Origin of the sequence: Photorhabdus heterorhabditis (genome assembly GCF_018448905.1) — a bacterium.
Taxonomy (GTDB): Bacteria; Pseudomonadota; Gammaproteobacteria; order Enterobacterales; family Enterobacteriaceae; genus Photorhabdus; species Photorhabdus heterorhabditis.
In genome coordinates this window covers 1-18,590 of record NZ_RCWA01000048.1, presented here as the reverse complement: position 1 = coordinate 18,590, position 18,590 = coordinate 1, and the positions used below count along the sequence as shown (strand labels likewise).

The following is an 18,590-nucleotide window of genomic DNA, read 5'->3' as shown; positions in this document are numbered from 1 at the left end:
CGAACAGTGGGGAATGTGGTTATGCCCACTTAGTATGGACGTGCCGATAGGGGGATGATCCCGTTCATTTTGGTACGATTGACGCCGTGTGGAGCGTCAATCTCATCAAATTTCGTTTGAACTACTACAACAGAGATGATAATCCTTGAGCTTGTTCCCAAGTCTCAGAATCTCCTATACGTTGTTTATACGATAAACCAATAAGTGGAACGTTTTTCATCACCTTATTGCCGGGAGCACCCGTATTGATGGCTTGTATTTCCAGATTTCCACTATGGAGAAGTAATTGCTGTAATAGCTTCTGATCTGTTTTTTTCAGTTGGCTGCCAGGCGCATTTAAGCCCTGTCCTTGATGGATTGCCACAGCTTCTCGTTTCAACTCGACATCCAGCATTCCGGTTCTGTCCTTACCACTTTTGCAGTTCCAACAGGGGATGGCACCTATCTCATAGGCTAGCATTGCTACGCGCTGTGGAGCTTTGTATGGTTCACCACCATCGTAATGATGTGTTTTATCAGCCCAAATTTCTTTCAATTGTTGGCTTAATAGGCGCACACGTGTAGCATTTTTGGGATTATTAGCCAAGTATTCTCCTACCCAACCACCGGGTTCGGCCATAGGATGCAAGTCATTTCCTAAGAGTTGATGTAATGCTGTCACATTACACTTATCAGCTTGATTGTGGCCTAAAGGAAGTTTCAGAGCGAGTTCGTTGACACCAAAATTAAATGCAGCGACGTTTAGTTTTACCTTGACGTTTTGCATATGGCCGTCTTCGGTGCGTATAGATAACGTAAGTGGTTTCTCAGCACACAGTGCTTTCCATGCCTCTATTTGATCGTGCAACATATCACTTTCTTGTTGGAATGCGGTGAGTAGTGATGTCGAGACTAACTGTAACTCAACTGTTTCTCCTTTTAATGCTTGTTGTAGTAGATCTGTTTTCGTAAATAGTGCGGCAGTGACAACTTCACTCGCTCGTGCTTTTGCTCCGTCTAAACGTTCTATTGTTCCTTTTTCTAATGTAAAAGGCGATAAGACGCCGTGACGTAACCCTTTAAATAGTGTCTGTTCTTGCCCATTTTCATTTTTTACACGTATATCTGACACCCACATATTAACGGAGTGGATGGTTTCTTGTGTGGATTTACTGCACACACCGTAATCCTGGTAGGAAGTTGGAAAAATATCCTCTGTACCTAATTTCATCTGTGCTGCCGGTATGGATGTGCAATGATACATTCTACCACCATGCTCAAATTGAGTTTCCAGTGTAGCCCATTTCTTATGATTAAGATGTTGTTTACTCGCTTCACTGAAAGCAAATTTTGCTTCTTTCATAGCTTCTTTGTGTGAGATGCCTATTTTTCTTAGCTGGTTGGCTATTAAATTAATAAGATTTTTGCTAAGAGATTTTGTTGCTTTTAATTCATCTGGGGTAGCTGGTCTATCCGCTTTGAAATGAGCCGCTTCTAACTGGCGAGATAAATGCTTTAGTGTTGTGGGATCGCCACCAAGGTTACTTAGTGCTAAGGCAGCAGAATCGATCATATTTTGTTGTAGATTAAAAACAGTATGAATGGAACGGGTAGAAGGTAATGATGGTTGATTGAATTCGGATAATAGAAGTTTCGTTTCGCCTCTATGTAATGATATCAAATTGATTTTTATAGGGATTTTTATAGAAGAAGATTGCGTTGTTTTTAGCTGCTGTGATGAGGTGCTAACCTTCAATATACGACTCAAAGTTGCGCTATTTGCCGATATTTTTGAGGCTATACGCTTGATATTTTGGATAAGGAAAGTAGGAAATTTAGCGACTTGTGTATGCTTGATATTCTGGATAATGGGAGTGGGAAATTTAGCGACTTGTATATGCATGATTTCTCCTTTCATATTGAAATAATAAGTATTGAATAGATATTGAACCACAAAATGTAAATTTTCGATATAAAAAAAGTTTTTCATATGAACATTGGAAAAACATGCCGGATATATCCGGTACATCGTAAAACTCTATTCTTTGTTCTTCAGGGCGGGATATAAATTGCCGCAAGATATCTTTGAGATTGTTCCGGGTAAGGCGACGCAAGCTGTGACGACCGGTGAGGATTGGAAGGGGGAATAATCAGGTGTTATATCAAATAAGCAAAGAAAGTCAGATCTGAAACAGAAACACCGCAAACATGCGATGTTTCAGAAATAAAACCAAATATCAAATTAAAGAACGTGAACAGAAGAGGTGTTGGTTGTACCGCTTGGAACCAGAGCACCAGATACCATAACCACGATTTCGCCTTTCTTTGCCAAACCGCTAGCCAGTGCCGCTTCTTTACCGATACGGTAGAAGTCATCAGTTGATGCGATTTCTTTGACGATTTGCGTAGAAACACCTTTAACCAGTAGCAATTGACGTGCAGTCACTTCATTCGTGGTTAATGCCAAAATAGGGGCACCTGGGAAGTATTTACGGACAGATTTGGCTGATTTACCACCATATGTTGCAACCACAATCAAAGGTGCTTCCAGTTTTTCTGCGGTTTCAACCGCTCCACGGCATACCGCTTCGGTTACGCGTAGTTTACGGCAATTGACAGCTTCAATGCGGCTTGGCATGACTCGGTCTGTACGCTCACAAATTGTTGCCATGATAGTCACCGCTTCTACGGGATATTTGCCTTTTGCGCTTTCACCGGAAAGCATAACAGCATCAGTACCATCCAGAATGGCGTTAGCAACGTCTCCCGCTTCTGCGCGGGTAGGGCGTGGATTTTTGATCATGGAATCCAGCATTTGAGTGGCAGTAATCACAACTTTGCGAGCCATGTTACATTTTTCAATCATCATTTTCTGGGCGAAGATAACTTCTTCTACCGGGATTTCAACACCCAGGTCACCACGGGCAACCATAATCCCGTCAGAAGCTTCCAGGATCTCATCAAAGTTGTTCAGACCTTCTTGGTTTTCAATCTTGGAGATGATTTGAATATTGTCACCGCCGTGGGCTTTTAGATGTTCACGGATTTCCAAAACATCAGAGCGTTTACGGATAAAAGAAGCGGCAACGAAATCAACACCTTGTTGGCAACCGAAGATTAAATCTTGTTTATCTTTCTCTGCTAAGGCAGGCAGGCTGATAGAAATACCTGGCAGGTTAACACCTTTGTTTTCACCCAAGTCGCCATTGTTCAGAACTTGGCAAATGACTTCTGACTCAGTGACTTCTTTGACTGTCATGCCGATTAAGCCATCATCAACCAGAACTGTATTACCTGGTGCCAAATCAGCAGGAAAGCCACTGTAAGTTACAGCAACACGGTCTTTGTTACCGATAACTGAAGTATCGGTGGTAAAAGTGAAAGTTTGACCCGCAGTCAGGGAAACATCATTACTACCTTCCAGCTTCATGGTGCGGATTTCAGGGCCTTTAGTATCCAGCAAAATAGCTGCTTGCTTACCTGTTTTAGTCATAACTGAGCGAATGTTTTGAATACGCTGGCCGTGTTCTTCATAGTCTCCGTGTGAAAAATTGAGGCGCATAACATTCATGCCAGCATTCAACAATTCAGCCAGTTTTTCCTCGGATTCTGTTTTTGGTCCGATAGTGCAAACAATTTTGGTTTTTTTCATGACAATTTATCTACAGGTTTTTAATGAATGAAAATAGTGAGCCGTCAACTTATGGTTTGCGCAGATATCATATTGTGTTGAAAGTTGCGCAATACCATTAAGGACAGGTGACGGGGAAGACATGCGGTATCTTTTTGTATGAGGTAGACACATGTTATCAATCTGTGATTTTTCAGTGTGCGTAAATTAATGTGCTGAAACCTTTCAACTATAAATTGCGCCGTATTATAAAGAGTTATTTTTGTGAAATGAATCAAAAAATGATTGTGTAGGTTAATTATAACAGTAAAACTGGAGAATGGCGAAAATTGCAGCAGGAAGTTATAACGTATTGTGTAATTTCTAGATAAAAAATCAATGAGTTATCTCATTGCAGATAAGTGATTTTTCAGTCATTAAGACGTTGAAATAAAGGATTAGTTCTAAAGATTTGGTGCGTCCGAGTGGACTCGAACCACCGACCCCCACCATGTCAAGGTGGTGCTCTAACCAACTGAGCTACGGACGCACTAAGAAGAGATACTATCAACCAACCAATTTGGTGCGTCCGAGTGGACTCGAACCACCGACCCCCACCATGTCAAGGTGGTGCTCTAACCAACTGAGCTACGGACGCAATCTAAATTGCATTGGTGACAGCGGGGACGAATATTAGCGGCCAGTTAGCCTTCTTGCAAGAGGAATAATACAAATTATTGTTTAACTGCTCGTATTTACAGCTTTTGCAGTGAATTTGTCGTTTATTCCTATATTCCTATATTCCTATATTCCTATAGTAAAAATATTCGTCCCCGGCTCTATAGAAAACAAATCAACGGGCTGAGCGTTGCAGGATTATCTCATCTGATTGTTTTTGTATCCATAAGATACGGATGGATATCATTATTGCTGATGCGGTCAGGCCAAGAATAAAGCCGATCCAAAATCCTGTTGGCCCCATAGCAGGAACAATGTAGTTGGTTAATCCCAGAATATAACCACTTGGTAGCCCCAGAATCCAATAAGAGCTGAAAGTGATATAGAAGATAGATCGTGTATCTTTATATCCACGTAAGACACCGGTACCAACAACTTGTATTGCATCTGATAATTGGTAGAAAGCGGCAAACAGCATTAGATGTGACGCCATGACGACGACTTCGGGGTCGTCGTTATACATCAAGGCAATCGGTTCTCGCAGAATGATAGTAAAGATTGCGGTAAAACAGGAGAACATCAAACCTACGGCAATACCGGTATAAGCTGATATACGGGAGCTCTCAATAGATCTTTGTCCCAGGTTGTATCCCACTCGAATAGTAGCTGCAATGCCTAAAGATATTGGAAACATGAACATCAATGAACTGAAATTCAGGGCGATCTGATGCCCTGCAACAGCGGTAACGCCTAAAGGGGCGACCAATAGTGCCACTATCGCAAATAGAGTAATTTCAAAAAACATTGCCATAGCAATAGGCAAACCGAGAGCTGAGATACGTTTCAGGGTATGCCATTCTGGCGCTACAAAACGACGCACAGGGCGGATATCTTTTTGTGATGATGAATGTTTCACATATAAACGCATTAAAAGAAACATGGCCCAGTAAACGCTGGCGGTAGCAACACCACAGCCAACACCACCCAGAGCAGGAGCGCCGAATTTACCGTGAATGAATATGTAGTTAATCGGGATGTTAATTAATAATCCTAAAAAACTAATAATCATTCCTGGTTTGGTTTTCGACAAACCTTCGCATTGATTACGAAGTACCTGATAAAACAGGTAACCTGGCGTGCCCCACATTATTGCGTGGATAAATCCAACGGCTTTTTCTGCTAAAAGCGGATCTATATTGTGTTGTTTATCAATTAGAAATTTACAGTTGTATAGAATAGCAATAATTATGATTGAGAGAAAAGTCGCTAACCAAAATCCTTGTTGTGTTTGGTTCGCAATCATTTTTCTACGACCAGAACCATTCATTTGCGCAATAATTGGTGTCAAGGCCACTAGCAGGCCATAACCAAATAAGATAACTGGTAGCCAGATAGAGGTACCAACAGCAACTGCGGACATATCTGTTGCACTGACGCTACCTGCCATAACCGTATCCACAACTCCCATTGCAGTTTGTGAGAATTGGGCAATGATGACAGGGATACCTAGAGCAAGCAGATTACGCGCTTCTTTTAAATACTTCTGCACGTATTACACCTTATTTATAAAGTAGAAAATGTTAAGGAAAACTCTTGTATATGAGAAACGATTTTTGAAAAATCAATCGTTTAACTAACCATAGTATTGTATCTGTTTAATACTATTTGGCAAGGCATGCGGTGATACTCCGTTTAGGGTAGGTAACCGTTACCCACCAGTAATAGGATGTCTACATTCAAAATGCTCGTGTAGTATTTATAAATGGCAACTTGATATAAACTAATTAGTAATTTTACATGGTATTAAGAGGTTCTCTTATGTTTACTGGTATCGTTCAGGGAAAGGCACTATTGGTTGCTGTTGATGAAAAAAATAATTTCCGGACTCATGTAGTTAAATTCCCGTCCGAGTTATTGCCAAGCATTGAAACGGGAGCGTCAGTTGCCAATAACGGTTGTTGTCTGACAGTGACCAAAGTAGAAGGTGATAAGATTAGTTTCGATTTAATGAAAGAAACTCTGCGCCTGACCAATCTGGGTGATTTACAGGTAGGGGATTATGTAAACCTGGAGAGGGCGGTTAAATTTGGTGATGAAATTGGTGGGCATTTGATGTCCGGTCATATCGTCACTGTTGCTGAAATATCTAAAATTTTCACTTCAGAAAATAATCATCAAATATGGTTCCGTATCCACGATAAGCAATTGATGAAATATATCCTGCATAAAGGGTTCATCGGCATTGATGGCATTAGCTTGACGGTTGGTGATGTGGTCAATAATCGTTTTTGTGTTCATCTTATTCCTGAAACATTGGAACGCACAACATTGGGTAAAAAACGTCTTGGTCAGAAAGTGAATATCGAGATTGATCCTCAGACTCAGGCGATCGTTGATACCGTAGAACGGGTTCTTGCTCAGAAAGAGCAGGAAAAAATTATCGCTCAACATCCAGTGATTGTTCTTGATGAATAGTTGATAAATAAATGAAAAGCTACAGGGTGTTCTTGTAGCTTTAAACTTTAAGCTGATAGGGATGTGTCATTAAGTCAGTATCAAAGAATTGTTGAGCTTATCGATGATGAAGAGATGAAGCTTTGTGATTTCTATTGCAGTATCTTGTGTATTATGTTAGTTAATATAATTTCTTGTTGTTACTATGTTGTTAATTTTTCTTCTTGCAAAGTGCAAGTTAACCGTATCACTGTATTTTTAGAGGCTATTATATGGAAAACACGCTTGAGTTAGATGAGTGGCTTGAAGAACCTACACATGATGATGCTGTTGAAATGATGAATGCACAAGCTGTCGTACCTTTCGGTACGGCCCTTTGGCCTTAATGGTTATTAATAATATAAAGTAAGGGGAGTTTCCCCTTACTTAAAAATATACCCAATGGATTTCAAGATGGATCGCGACGGCAAGGGAGCATAGATAACTCTGTGACTGGGGTGAGTGAGTGCAGCCAACAAAAAGGCAACTTGAAAGATAACGGGTATAAACAGGATTGCTCTTATGGATAAAAGTCTTGAAAATATGTATCGCTGTTTATCGTATCATCCTGCAATTTCGGATAAAGTAAGAAATGATGAATGCATAAAATTATTTATTGGATCTGATATTGAACATGGTGATATTGCGCAAAAAATGCATGTGTACGAAAAGAATTTCAAAGTAGAATCCGATTTTATTTTTTTAGAAGAAGCATCTGTTGATGATGTAAAACAGAAGATATCCGATTGCGATTTATTTATTTTTCTTTACGCATCATCAACATTAAAAAATGTATCTCCACAAGGTCCGAAATATTTAATTAAAATAAAACGCTTTATTACTGAATCCTGGAAAAAATCAGTACTATTTAAAGATTATGGTTCTCATTTCATTGAAGCATTTAGCGAGTTACAAGAATCAATAGCAGAAAGAAATAAAAAACTTATTGAGCTATTGAGTCGATCGCAAAAAATCCAATATACGGATAATAAAGGAAATTCAATTACCGGTTATTTAGATAAAGATCATAAATGGACTTCTATTGATGGAAGTGGAAATCCTGATGTTGTTCCTGGAGAAATAGCTAGTCATATAAAGAACCTTAATGGCAACGTTAGTTTCAGTGGTACCTTTTTGAGTACTGCACCATTTGCCATAAAATATGGGGTTGTCAATGATATGATGACTATAAATATAAAGAATGGTGAAATTATTGGGTTTGATTGTGACAATGCTGAATTCAGCCGGGATTTTAATTTATATCTAAATCATAATCACGGTAATAGAATTGTTGAAGAGTTTGGGATTGGTACCAACACGGGAGTTAAATCACTCTACGGCAGAAATGCGGGTTTTGAAGAAAGGCATCCTGGTTTACATCTTGGTTTAGGTGGTGGAGTAAAGGGAAGCCATCATTTAGATTTGATCTTTTCTAATGGAAAAATCGCGTTTGATCAAACAACCGTTTTTGATAATGGTTATATCGGTTATTTTAGCTAGCGAAGGGGACTTATATTTTTAATGTTAAATAAATTCTTTTAATAAATATTTAAACAGTGTAATTATATCAAAACCCTCCTTTTTATATTTAAAGATCTGAAATCGATTTCTTATATTGTTTAAACTTAGTTAATTAGAAGCTACAGCGGTATTCCACTGTAGCCTTTAATTAATTATCGGGAGACTCGTAATCCACCTTCAATACCTTTTTGACTGAACATTATCTGCCATAGTTGAATATCGCGGGCACGAAATGCACCTGCGCTAGCATTTAGGTAATAGCTGAACATACGTTTAAATCTTGGACTATAACTATCTTGTATTTCAGGCCAACTGGCAATAAATCTTTCATACCAGGCCATCAATGTGCGGTCATAATCCGCTCCAAAATTATGCCAATCTTCCATAACAAAACGGCTTTTACTAGTATGTGCTATTTGTTCAATAGAAGGTATACAGCCATTAGGGAAAATATATTTGCTAACCCACGGATCAGCACTGATTTTATCTCTGCTGGAACCAATGGTATGCAACAGGAATAAGCCATCAGGTTTCAGGTTTCTTTTAACAACCTTGAAGTAAATTGAATAATTCTTAGGCCCGACGTGTTCAAACATACCGACAGAAACAATCCTGTCGAACTGCTGATGTAATTTCCGATAATCTGTCAGAATAATGTTTACGTCCAGATCAGTACATTGTTCCTGTGCATATTTCTGCTGTTCCGTAGAGATGGTTACACCTGTTACGGAAACACCATAGTTTTTTGCAGCATAAGCGGATAATCCTCCCCAACCACAACCAATATCCAGCAGGGTCATCCCTTGAGAGAGTTCTAATTTCTCGCAAATGAGTTTCAACTTAGCAAGTTGAGCTTGTTCCAGTGTTTCAGCTTGCTTCCAGTATCCACAGGAATATTGCATATGAGAGTCAAGCATACGGGTGAAAAGATCATTACCTAAATTATAATGTTTATGACCTACAATCCATGCCCGTTTTGGGGTTTGCAGATTACGCAAACGGGTTATTGCGATTTTTAGTATGTCTTTGAGGCTATTAGGCATTTTATTTTCTAATCCAGCGAGTAAAACGCGATAAAAGAAAATATCTAACCGTTCACAATCCCACCAGCCATCCATATAGCTTTCACCTAATCCCATTGATCCCTGCTGTAAAACTCTTTTATAGAAGTCAGGATTTTTTACTTGGATATCATAAGGATTGTGACCATTAACCTGTATACCTGCTTCTTGTAGCATTTCATTGGCAATCTTCTGCCAGGAGTTAGTGACGACTTGCTGGTTTTCGATATAGGATGAACTCATATACTCTCCAACGTTAAGGTGATGGAATTATTGAGGAGCTCGTTTTAGCTAATTAAAGCAGAATGCGAGAACGCAAGATGCAAAACGTTAAAGCGAAAAACCCTAAAGGTGACTAATCCATAAGTTTAATCAGAGCAGCCATTGCTCCTGAAAACCTCAAATTCCAGATTATCAGAATTTAGAATAAGGAATTAGTATGAGTATAAAAGCGTAGAATTGTTTCATCAATTAATAAATAAAGACTGTAATTAATTGAATATTAACAGTCTTTATTTGATTAATACTTTGATTAATGTCAGGAATGTTGTTCAGTAGCTTGCATGCGGCGGTCAGGTTTTTTTTTCCACTGTATAAAATATCCTAATGACATTAACACAATGGTTGAAGCCATAACCGCTGTTGTTGATACCAATGGATTACCGATAAGTGGATTGTCGATAAATGCTGAAACAATCAGACTAGCAATAAAACAAAGCCCTAATTGAAGAGTATTTTGCAATGCTGCTGCTTTTCCACTGTCTTGTGGATAAGCGGATAAAGCATTTGCTACCGCTATCGGATATGAAGCACCATTCATTGCTGCCATAAAACAGAAAGGTATCAGGATTATAAGCAGGGTGGGTTCGCTGAATTTTGCAATGAAATACAGTGCAATCATGCTGACAGCATAACCAGCCAATAGATAAGGGAAAACAATCTCACTTTTTATTTTAGTTAAAATGCTGCGGCACCCATAACCACCTATCATAAAGGCCAATGTTTGTGGTACGTAACTCAGACCTATGTCATTCGGGTTATATCCCATCTCACTAAGAATAACAGGCGAGCCTGTTAACCAGGCAAAAAAGCCAGCGCTGCATGATGCAAATATTAGAACATTGCCACTGAACATCGGTGATCTAAGTAACGTAAAGAAAGATACATTACTCGTCTGAGTTTGAGCCTGACTCTTTCTACGATTTTCTTGCAGGAATAGAGTCGATAACAGTAGCAAGAGTGTCATTGCCATTAATACCAGGAAGATTATGCGCCAACCGCCATGTTGTAACAGCCAGGCTCCCATCAAAGGCGCCAGAGCAGGGGAAAGGGCAACCAGAGGCATAATCGTTGCAAAAACGCGTTTGGTACGATTGCTATCATAACGATCAATAACGAGTGCTTGCCATGAGACAGCAGCTGAACAAACACCTACGGCTTGGATAAAACGCAACACTAAAAGTTGAGAGGCGTCTGTTATCCAAATCATGCCCAGACAGCTAATAGAAAATATTGATAACCCGATGATGATGATAGGCTTTCTTCCAAAGCGATCGGAAAGAGGTCCCCATAGAAGCTGAGCAAAGGCAAAACCTGCAAGAAAGATGCTCAGGCTGGCACTGATTGCTCCTGCCGACGTACCTAATTCTTGTTGCATAGAGCCGAAAGCGGGCAGATACATATCAATAGCCAGATAACCTAGCATACTCAAGCCTGCAAGGTAGAACATGAACTGACTTGAGTTTTTCATTTGATTACTCTCTTTGGATGTCATGATTGAAATAGCTTGCTGTGGTAAGTAGATAAGAATATTTGTACGTATTCTATATGCCGTGATTTTTACTTGTGAAACGGTAATATTTGCATAATGCTGTGAAAAAAATTGAAAGGTAAAATTATGTGGTCAGAATATTCACTTGAAGTTGTGGATGCTGTTGCCAGAACAGGGAGTTTTAGTGCTGCTGCATCGGAACTTCATCGTGTTCCTTCTGCTGTCAGTTATACAGTAAGGCAACTAGAAGAATGGCTTGCAGTTCCGCTATTTGAGCGCCGCCATCGGGATGTAGAATTAACCGAGGCTGGCAGTATTTTCATCAAAGAGGCTCGTGCTGTTATCAAAAAGATGATTGACACTCGTCATCAATGCCAACAGGTTGCAAATGGTTGGAGAGGGCAATTCAGTATTGCTATTGACCGGGTGGTTAAACCAGAACGTAGTCGGCAGCTTATTCTTGATTTTTATCATCATTTTCCTGATGTGGAACTTTTTATCCATCAGGAAGTGTTTAATGGTGTATGGGATGCATTGGTGGATGGTCGGGTTGATGTTGCAATCGGCGCAACCCGGGTTGCGCCAGTAGGGGCAAGGTTCAGTTTTAAAGATATGGGATTTATGCCTTGGCTATGTGTAGTAAGCGCGGGTCATGCTCTGGCTCAATTGCCCGGTCCGCTGTCTGATAATCAGATGCGACCTTATCCAAGTTTGTGTCTTGAAGATACCTCCCGAAATTTACCGAAGCGTGACACTTGGACTTTGGACAATCAGCGCAGATTAGTCGTCCCTGATTGGGAGTCTGGCTTGGATTGTTTGCATGAAGGGTTATGTGTGGGAATGGTGCCAAAGCACAGGGCAATGCCGCTCATTCGGCAGAAAAAGCTGGAAGCATTGGAATTGGTACAGCCTTTGCCAGATAGTCCGTGCTGTCTGACATGGGCGCAAAATAGCCATTCTCCGGCATTAAGTTGGCTTCTCGGCTATCTTGGCGATAGTGAAACGCTTAATGCTGAATGGCTTCAGGAGGAGTAAGGCAAATTAACGACGATAGTCGATAAATGGGCCATCCGCGACGGAGCGGCGTTCAACCAAACGTGGATGTACTTCAATGATTTGTGCATCTTCACGTTTATTGACTATTCTGTCCAGTAACATGGAAAAGGCCATTTGCCCCAAACGTTCTTTGGGTTGATGAATGGTTGTTAATGCTGGCGAGAAATAACGGGCATTGCGTACATTATCATAACCGATCACCGAAATATCCTGTGGGACTCGTAATCCTAATTCATCCGCAGCACAAATAGCGCCCATGGCCATAACATCCCCACCGCAGAAAACCGCAGTTGGACGCTGTTTTTGATTGAGAATTTGATGCATGGCTTTATAACCCGATTCAGGCTCAAAATCTCCCTGAACAATCCATTCTTCTCTGATTGGGATGCAGGCTTCTTTTAATGCTTTCAAGAATCCTTGATGGCGGCCACCACCAGTATTTCGTGCCAAGGGGCCAGGGATCGCACCAATATCTCGATGGCCTCGTTCAATAAGATAACGACCAACGAGATAACCGCCGTGAAATGCGTTGTCAATAATAGTATCAGTGAAGTCACCTCTGGCTTGCCCCCAATCCATGACGACCATCGGGATATTGCGATAATCTTCCAGCATTCCTAACAGCTGTTCCGGATATTCTGAACACATAATCAGTAAGCCATCCACACGCTTTTGTGCCAGCATGGCTAAATAGGCTTTCTGTTTATCAATATTGTTGTGTGAGTTACATAAAATCAACGTATAGCCTTTGCTGTAACAACTATTTTCAACGGCTTCAATGATTTCAGCAAAATAGGGGGCTTCATTGGACGTTGCCAGTAAACCGATCGATTTGGTGTGGTTAACCTTCAGACTGCGAGCAACTGCGCTGGGTGAATAATTCAGCTCTTTAATAGCAGCCCAAACCGCAGCCTTAGTATCTTCGGCGACAAAACGGGTTTTATTAATAACATGGGATACGGTAGTGGTTGAAACGCCAGAGTGTTTAGCCACATCTTTGATCGTTGCCATGAGATAAAAGACTCCTGACCTTTTGGTCTAAATTTATAAATCTTTGTTAATTGTTTGCCAGTATCTTTGATACATAGGGAGCGTGGCAATTCTTTATCGATAAACTTCGAATTTTGTCTGATCTGGCTCAAAAGTGAAAGCAATAATCAATGTTATAAAATAGCCGGTAATCGCTATTTTATGCTTTTTCCTTTCTGTAAGGATAATTAGCCATACCAATGAAAGGGTTTGGGGGCTATAAACTTTTATTTTGAGGAGACGCTATGGATACTGATTTAAAGCTTGGTTTATTGACTGCGGTGAGCACGTTGGTGATGATTGTCATTTTTGCTGCTCTTTGCTTAATTTTTGCCTGATATTTTGAATTGATTAAGTGGTATATACCCAATAGATTTCAAGTTGCAGTGCGGCGGCAAGAGAACGCATCCCCAGGAGCATAGATAACGATGTGACTGGGGTAAGTGAACGCAGCCAACAAAGCAGCAGCTTGAAAGATGACGGGTATAGAGAAATCGAGCTTTATGTTAACAGGAAATAGGGCAGATGGCTTGAATGGATCATCTGCCCTTAATGCTAGAGCGAGTGGTAATTAGTTGAATAAATAGCTATTAAGCCAGGTTTTCTTCAACGAATTTCCAGTTAACCAATGCCCAGAAACTTTCCAGATATTTAGGGCGTGCATTACGATAATCGATGTAATATGCGTGTTCCCAAACATCAACAGTCAATATTGGTTTATCAGAAGAAGTCAAGGGCGGTGCTGCATTAGACGTATTCACAATAGCCAGACTGCTATCAGTTTTCTTAACCAGCCAAGTCCAACCGGAACCAAAATTTTTCACCGCTGCGTCGGTAAACTGCTGTTTGAATTCTGTAAAAGAACCGAATGATTTATTAATAACTTCAGCGATTTTACCTGTTGGTTCTCCACCGCCATTTGGAGACAAGCAGTGCCAGTAAAAAGTATGATTCTAAACTTGAGCAGCATTGTTGAAAATGCCACCTTCAGAAGTTCTGATAATCTCTTCCAGAGAGTTCCCAGCAAACTTGAAGTCCATAGGGTATAGCTCTTTAAATCATGCATTAAGTAGGATAAAGCATGGTGAAGAGCAAATATAAGCTAATTATTGTATGGCTATTTTTGTTTAATTATCTTAATAACTTCTACGATAAATAACAGTGAAAAAGATGCCATTTGCTCTTGGATAAGAAAATATCAGGATGCATATTGGTGAAAGAAAATGGTATTCTCCGCCAATATTGTGACGATGTTGACTTCAGCATACTGTTGATTTAAAGGAAATAAAAATGACGACTATTGAGAAGATTGAGCGCCAAATTAACGAGAATCCAATTCTGCTGTATATGAAAGGTTCTCCTAAATTACCAAATTGTGGCTTTTCTGCACAGGCTGTTCAGGCTTTATCTGCATGTGGTGAACGTTTTGCTTACGTAGATATTTTGCAAAATCCAGAGATTCGCGCAGAATTGCCAAAATATGCTAACTGGCCAACTTTTCCTCAGCTTTGGGTTGAGGGTGAGTTGGTTGGTGGATGCGATATTATAATTGAAATGTTTCAGCGTGGTGAGTTACAAACATTAATTAAAGAAGCTGCTGATAAATACCGTTCTCAGGGCGAGAACGCCGCAGAGTAATTATTCAATTACCCACGGACTGCTATCTCCCCATATTTTGATGTATGGGGAGATAATTATCGTTATAAATTACATTTAATTATATTAATCATATAGTTAATTGTAATTCTGTTGGTTTATAATTAGGTTATAGTGGTAAGAGCATCAATGATATTCCTGCTGCACATAATCATAATGTCAATAAGTTCGGCTCATTGGCACTACTTGATTAGGCATTTTCCTCTATTTCTGTGGTTAATGGCCAGCCACCAAGTCGTTTCCAGCGGTTAACTATTTCACAGAATAACTCGGCAGTACGGTTAGTATCGTATAAGGCGCTGTGAGCCTGATTATTGTCGAAAGAAACCCCAGCTGCGATGCAGGCTTTTGCCAGAATCGTTTGTCCTAAAACCAAACCACCTAAAGCCGCTGTATCAAAAGTTGCAAATGGATGAAATGGGTTTCGTTTTAGTTTGGTGCGTTCCGCAGCGGCCATAACAAAACTGTGATCAAAATTAGCATTGTGAGCCACTATAATTGCCCGATTACAGTGACTGTTTTTTATGCCTTTACGAACCATCTTAAAAATGGCATGTAAAGCTTCGTATTCGCTCACTGCTCCACGTAGCGGATTTGACGGATCAATTCCGGTAAATTCCAGCGCTGCGGGTTCAAGATTAGCCTCTGCAAATGGTTCAATATGGAAATGAAGTGATTCGTCGGGTGTTATCCAGCCGTCATCATCCATCTTCAGTGTTATAGCGGCAATTTCAAGTAATGCATCCGTTTTGGCATTAAAGCCGCCAGTTTCAACATCAATGACTACAGGATAATAACCTCGAAAACGTCCACTAAGGACGTTTGGCTCTTTTTTATCAGACATCAGATTGAGTTACCCAGAGCGTTACTGGCATTTTTGTTTTCAATAAGTTCAATTTTATAGCCATCGGGATCTTCAACGAAAGCAATAATAGTTGTTCCCCCTTTTACTGGGCCTGCTTCACGGGTGATATTCCCGCCAGCTTTGCGAATCCGTTCGCAAGTTGCTGCAACATCATCGACACCTAATGCTACGTGACCAAATGCATTTCCCATCTCATAACTATCAACTCCCCAGTTATAAGTTAATTCAATCACGGCTCCCTCGCTTTCATCAGCATAGCCAACGAAGGCGAGTGAGTATTTATATTCTGTATTTTCACTGACGCGCAGTAGGCGCATTCCTAAGACTTCAGTATAAAAATTAACGGAGCGTTGTAAATCACCAACGCGGATCATGGTATGGAGTAAACGCATAATTACCTCTAATTTAATGGTTTTTCTTGTGTTTTTGTGCGGTAGCTCGCACAAAAACCACTAACTATAACGTGTCTTACGGTTACAGTTCAATTTATCCATAATTATAATTTATTCTTATTTAGGTTTATAATTAAACATAGTATATGAAATGTATAGGAAAGGGGATGTGATGGCTGAGCAACTAGAGTTTTTTGCTATTCCCAGCCCTTGTCGAGGAATTTGCCAGGCTAATGAGCGGGGCTTTTGTCGGGGGTGCTATCGTAGTCGGGAAGAAAGATTTAATTGGATGAAAATGACGGATGAGCAAAAACGCGAAGTATTGAGACTTTGTCGGCAAAGATATTTACGTACATTGAGAACATTCCATCAGCCAGATGAAGAAAGACCTGAACAGCCATCACTATTTTAATTAGCGATTCTTTGAAGTTATTGGAATTAACAATTCAATGACTTACTTATATAGGGTTATATTTTGGCTAAGCTATAAATGTTCTACTACAATTTAGTGTATTTTGTTTGTTATTTTCTTATTTATTGCTTATCGGAAAAATTCATTGCTCTTATTTTGGTTGTCCATATAACCTTATGTTTAAAATGGAATTTTTAGTTTGATTGTGTGACAAATGTAAAATAAAGACAATATTGATGTAAAAATAGATAGATTAGCATTTAGATGACAGCTATCCTTATAGTGTTTGGAATAAAGTATTGAATGATATTTATTGGTTTCTATTTGTCTGTATCCATAGTTATGATGGTTTTTATGGTTAAGATATTGTATGTTGATTGTTTTACTTTGAGTTTAATTTAAATTTTGTTGTTATTGGTTATAGTTACCTGAATTAGTTAGTTATTAAGAATTTACTGTGATTGTGTAAAAGTTATATATACTTTTTAAGGCTAATTAGCCTGATTTAGAAAAATTTGGCTGTTATGTTTAATAGGCTAGTTATTTAAGGAGGGGCAATTGGAATCGACATTGGGATCAGATCTGGCACGGTTAGTCCGTATTTGGCGTGCTTTAATTGACTATCGTTTAAAGCCATTGGAATTAACTCAGACTCATTGGGTAACGTTATACAATATTAGCCGGTTACCACAGGAGCAATCTCAGATACAGTTGGCGAAAGCTATCGGTATTGAGCAACCATCTTTGGTAAGGACATTAGATCAGCTTGAGGAAAAAAGACTTATCACCAGGCACACTTGTGCTAATGATCGTCGTGCAAAAAGAATCAAGTTAACTGAAGACTCTGCATCTGTTATTAGGGAGCTAGATGGTGTCATTGCGTCCACAAGAAATGAGATTCTGGAAGGTATTACACAAGAGGAACTTGCTTTTCTTTCCACTTTAGTTCAAAGACTAGAGCAAAATATTATCCAGTTACAAAGTAGATAGTCATTATGGTATTCATGAAGTGTTAACCAAATGAAAGAAGACCGCGACTTAAAAAACTAAGTCACGGTTTTCTTATTGATTTATTGTCTAGGAGAAACAGTAATATTACTACCCTGGCCTGCGATTCTTACCCGTTGACCTTTACTAAAGACGGTTTTTCCTTGCTTTTGAACGACAATGATGCTCTCACCACTGTCCCGGCGAATTTCCAGTTCTACGCCTTTCGTTGTGTTGAGTGCACCTTGAACGTTTTGACCTGCAACACCACCAGCAATCGCACCAGCGGCTGTTGCCAATGTGTTGCCACTACCCCCTCCAATAGTATTACCAACCAAACCACCAAGAACTGCACCCCCAATCGCACCTAATACATTCTCATTACTGCTCGCCTGAATATTGACAGGACGGACGGAAACAACGGTACCGTAAGAAACAGTTTGAACCTGTTTAGCTTGTCCGGCAGTATATGTATCTCCAGAAAGGGAATCGGTATTAACACAGCCTGATAATGAAGCGACTGCAACTGCGCTAACTAAGAAATGCTTCAACATAGTAACTCCTAATTTCGATGCCTGACTGCGGAAATCTGATAGCTTATAAGCAACCAGGCTAACAACCGGCATTGGCAACAAGTAGTGAAAAATTTATTTGAGTAGAATATCAGTACATTAACAATCTAGTACTCAACACATATTAAACGTCAATAGAGATTTTTAAAAGAAATAGCTATTAATGAGAAATTCAGCATTTTTTGTGAAGTTGTTTCCAAAACTCAGGTTTTATTCCTTTGTTTTCCCATTAACCATATACAGCTAAAACCACCGCGCTTTATAGTTATTAACTAACATGGTTTCTGATTTTATCAAGGCAGATTCTAAGCAGGAAGGCAAAATAATGGTTATGAAGTCAGGTCGCTATATTGGTGTAATGTCGGGTACAAGTCTGGATGGCAGGGCGCGAGCATACTTTTTTAACGCCTATTGAAAGTAGAGTAATGACATGATCTAATCACGCTTATTTCTCTTCAGATAGCTCAATGATGACTCTGATTGAACACCTCGCCGTTGTTAAAGAAAC

The 18,590-nt window shown here is 39.7% G+C and carries 16 protein-coding genes, 2 tRNA genes and 1 pseudogene; 7 read left to right on the top strand and 12 right to left on the bottom strand.

The window, feature by feature from the left end:
- Positions 1-124: 124 nt before the first annotated feature.
- From EAE89_RS20130 to EAE89_RS20110, 5 genes are all read right to left on the bottom strand, one after another.
- Positions 125-2,008 carry a type III secretion system effector inositol phosphate phosphatase gene (locus tag EAE89_RS20130; protein WP_214086488.1) on the bottom strand — a complete coding sequence of 628 codons (1,884 nt, stop codon included), beginning with the start codon at positions 2,006-2,008 and terminating at the stop codon, positions 125-127.
- Positions 2,009-2,221: 213 nt separating this feature from the next.
- Positions 2,222-3,631 (bottom strand): pyruvate kinase PykF, encoded by a 1,410-nt coding sequence (pykF, locus tag EAE89_RS20125; RefSeq protein ID WP_149616929.1) that lies wholly within the window; start codon positions 3,629-3,631, stop codon positions 2,222-2,224.
- A gap of 431 nt (positions 3,632-4,062) precedes the next feature.
- A tRNA-Val gene (locus tag EAE89_RS20120) sits at positions 4,063-4,139 on the bottom strand.
- Between the two features lie 31 nt (positions 4,140-4,170).
- A tRNA-Val gene (locus EAE89_RS20115) sits at positions 4,171-4,247 on the bottom strand.
- Positions 4,248-4,442: 195 nt separating this feature from the next.
- On the bottom strand, positions 4,443-5,816 hold the full coding sequence (locus EAE89_RS20110) for an MATE family efflux transporter (RefSeq protein ID WP_149616930.1): 1,374 nt from the start codon (positions 5,814-5,816) through the stop codon (positions 4,443-4,445).
- A gap of 269 nt (positions 5,817-6,085) precedes the next feature.
- On the opposite strand from EAE89_RS20110, the gene EAE89_RS20105 reads away from it, so the two are divergent.
- Together EAE89_RS20105 and EAE89_RS20100 are read left to right on the top strand one after the other, a co-directional pair.
- Positions 6,086-6,742, top strand: coding sequence for a riboflavin synthase (locus EAE89_RS20105; RefSeq protein ID WP_054479880.1), 657 nt, complete (start codon positions 6,086-6,088; stop codon positions 6,740-6,742).
- 540 nt (positions 6,743-7,282) lie between these two features.
- Positions 7,283-8,260, top strand: a complete 978-nt coding sequence (locus EAE89_RS20100) for a CgnE/CgnB domain-containing protein (protein WP_054479879.1) — start codon at positions 7,283-7,285, stop codon at positions 8,258-8,260.
- A 173-nt stretch (positions 8,261-8,433) separates the two neighbouring features.
- Here EAE89_RS20100 and cfa read toward each other — a convergent pair whose 3' ends face one another.
- On the bottom strand, positions 8,434-9,585 hold the full coding sequence (gene cfa / locus EAE89_RS20095) for a cyclopropane fatty acyl phospholipid synthase (RefSeq protein WP_054479878.1): 1,152 nt from the start codon (positions 9,583-9,585) through the stop codon (positions 8,434-8,436).
- 295 nt (positions 9,586-9,880) lie between these two features.
- Positions 9,881-11,092, bottom strand: coding sequence for a purine nucleoside transporter PunC (gene punC, locus EAE89_RS20090; protein WP_149616931.1), 1,212 nt, complete (start codon positions 11,090-11,092; stop codon positions 9,881-9,883).
- 147 nt (positions 11,093-11,239) lie between these two features.
- Between punC and punR the strand changes: the two genes are divergently transcribed.
- Positions 11,240-12,148, top strand: a complete 909-nt coding sequence (gene punR / locus EAE89_RS20085; protein ID WP_149616932.1) for a DNA-binding transcriptional activator PunR — start codon at positions 11,240-11,242, stop codon at positions 12,146-12,148.
- Between the two features lie 6 nt (positions 12,149-12,154).
- Here punR and purR read toward each other — a convergent pair whose 3' ends face one another.
- On the bottom strand, positions 12,155-13,180 hold the full coding sequence (gene purR, locus EAE89_RS20080; protein ID WP_054479875.1) for an HTH-type transcriptional repressor PurR: 1,026 nt from the start codon (positions 13,178-13,180) through the stop codon (positions 12,155-12,157).
- Between the two features lie 263 nt (positions 13,181-13,443).
- Here purR and cydH point away from each other — a divergent pair, with 263 nt between their 5' ends.
- Positions 13,444-13,536 carry a cytochrome bd-I oxidase subunit CydH gene (cydH, locus tag EAE89_RS20075; protein WP_149616933.1) on the top strand — a complete coding sequence of 31 codons (93 nt, stop codon included), beginning with the start codon at positions 13,444-13,446 and terminating at the stop codon, positions 13,534-13,536.
- Between the two features lie 252 nt (positions 13,537-13,788).
- Here cydH and EAE89_RS20070 read toward each other — a convergent pair.
- A pseudogene (locus tag EAE89_RS20070) lies at positions 13,789-14,226 on the bottom strand (Fe-Mn family superoxide dismutase); the annotation flags it as partial.
- Between the two features lie 262 nt (positions 14,227-14,488).
- Here EAE89_RS20070 and EAE89_RS20065 point away from each other — a divergent pair.
- Positions 14,489-14,836 carry a Grx4 family monothiol glutaredoxin gene (locus EAE89_RS20065; RefSeq protein ID WP_054479874.1) on the top strand — a complete coding sequence of 116 codons (348 nt, stop codon included), beginning with the start codon at positions 14,489-14,491 and terminating at the stop codon, positions 14,834-14,836.
- 208 nt (positions 14,837-15,044) lie between these two features.
- On the opposite strand, the gene rnt is transcribed toward EAE89_RS20065, so the two are convergent.
- Positions 15,045-15,698, bottom strand: a complete 654-nt coding sequence (rnt, locus tag EAE89_RS20060) for a ribonuclease T (protein ID WP_054479873.1) — start codon at positions 15,696-15,698, stop codon at positions 15,045-15,047.
- Positions 15,698-16,111: a lactoylglutathione lyase gene (gloA, locus tag EAE89_RS20055; protein WP_054479872.1), complete on the bottom strand. Its 414-nt coding sequence runs from the start codon at positions 16,109-16,111 to the stop codon at positions 15,698-15,700. Before gloA ends, rnt begins: the two co-directional genes overlap by 1 nt.
- Before the next feature lie 172 nt (positions 16,112-16,283).
- On the opposite strand from gloA, the gene EAE89_RS20050 reads away from it, so the two are divergent.
- Together EAE89_RS20050 and slyA are read left to right on the top strand one after the other, a co-directional pair.
- Positions 16,284-16,523, top strand: a complete 240-nt coding sequence (locus tag EAE89_RS20050; RefSeq protein WP_054479871.1) for a DUF1289 domain-containing protein — start codon at positions 16,284-16,286, stop codon at positions 16,521-16,523.
- Positions 16,524-17,081: 558 nt separating this feature from the next.
- Positions 17,082-17,513: a transcriptional regulator SlyA gene (slyA, locus tag EAE89_RS20045; RefSeq protein ID WP_054479870.1), complete on the top strand. Its 432-nt coding sequence runs from the start codon at positions 17,082-17,084 to the stop codon at positions 17,511-17,513.
- A gap of 80 nt (positions 17,514-17,593) precedes the next feature.
- Here the strand turns inward: slyA and EAE89_RS20040 are convergent, their stop codons facing one another.
- Entirely contained in the window at positions 17,594-18,064 is a 471-nt protein-coding gene (locus EAE89_RS20040) for an outer membrane lipoprotein (protein ID WP_054479869.1), read from the bottom strand.
- Positions 18,065-18,590: the final 526 nt, after the last annotated feature.

Coding starts and splice junctions, on each gene's coding strand:
- EAE89_RS20130 (WP_214086488.1), bottom strand. CDS start 2,008: ATGTACCGGATATATCCGGCATGTTTTTCCAATGTTCATATGAAAAAC.
- pykF (WP_149616929.1), bottom strand. CDS start 3,631: ATGAAAAAAACCAAAATTGTTTGCACTATCGGACCAAAAACAGAATCC.
- EAE89_RS20105 (WP_054479880.1), top strand. CDS start 6,086: ATGTTTACTGGTATCGTTCAGGGAAAGGCACTATTGGTTGCTGTTGAT.
- EAE89_RS20100 (WP_054479879.1), top strand. CDS start 7,283: ATGGATAAAAGTCTTGAAAATATGTATCGCTGTTTATCGTATCATCCT.
- cfa (WP_054479878.1), bottom strand. CDS start 9,585: ATGAGTTCATCCTATATCGAAAACCAGCAAGTCGTCACTAACTCCTGG.
- punC (WP_149616931.1), bottom strand. CDS start 11,092: ATGAAAAACTCAAGTCAGTTCATGTTCTACCTTGCAGGCTTGAGTATG.
- punR (WP_149616932.1), top strand. CDS start 11,240: ATGTGGTCAGAATATTCACTTGAAGTTGTGGATGCTGTTGCCAGAACA.
- purR (WP_054479875.1), bottom strand. CDS start 13,180: ATGGCAACGATCAAAGATGTGGCTAAACACTCTGGCGTTTCAACCACT.
- cydH (WP_149616933.1), top strand. CDS start 13,444: ATGGATACTGATTTAAAGCTTGGTTTATTGACTGCGGTGAGCACGTTG.
- EAE89_RS20065 (WP_054479874.1), top strand. CDS start 14,489: ATGACGACTATTGAGAAGATTGAGCGCCAAATTAACGAGAATCCAATT.
- rnt (WP_054479873.1), bottom strand. CDS start 15,698: ATGTCTGATAAAAAAGAGCCAAACGTCCTTAGTGGACGTTTTCGAGGT.
- gloA (WP_054479872.1), bottom strand. CDS start 16,111: ATGCGTTTACTCCATACCATGATCCGCGTTGGTGATTTACAACGCTCC.
- EAE89_RS20050 (WP_054479871.1), top strand. CDS start 16,284: ATGGCTGAGCAACTAGAGTTTTTTGCTATTCCCAGCCCTTGTCGAGGA.
- EAE89_RS20040 (WP_054479869.1), bottom strand. CDS start 18,064: ATGTTGAAGCATTTCTTAGTTAGCGCAGTTGCAGTCGCTTCATTATCA.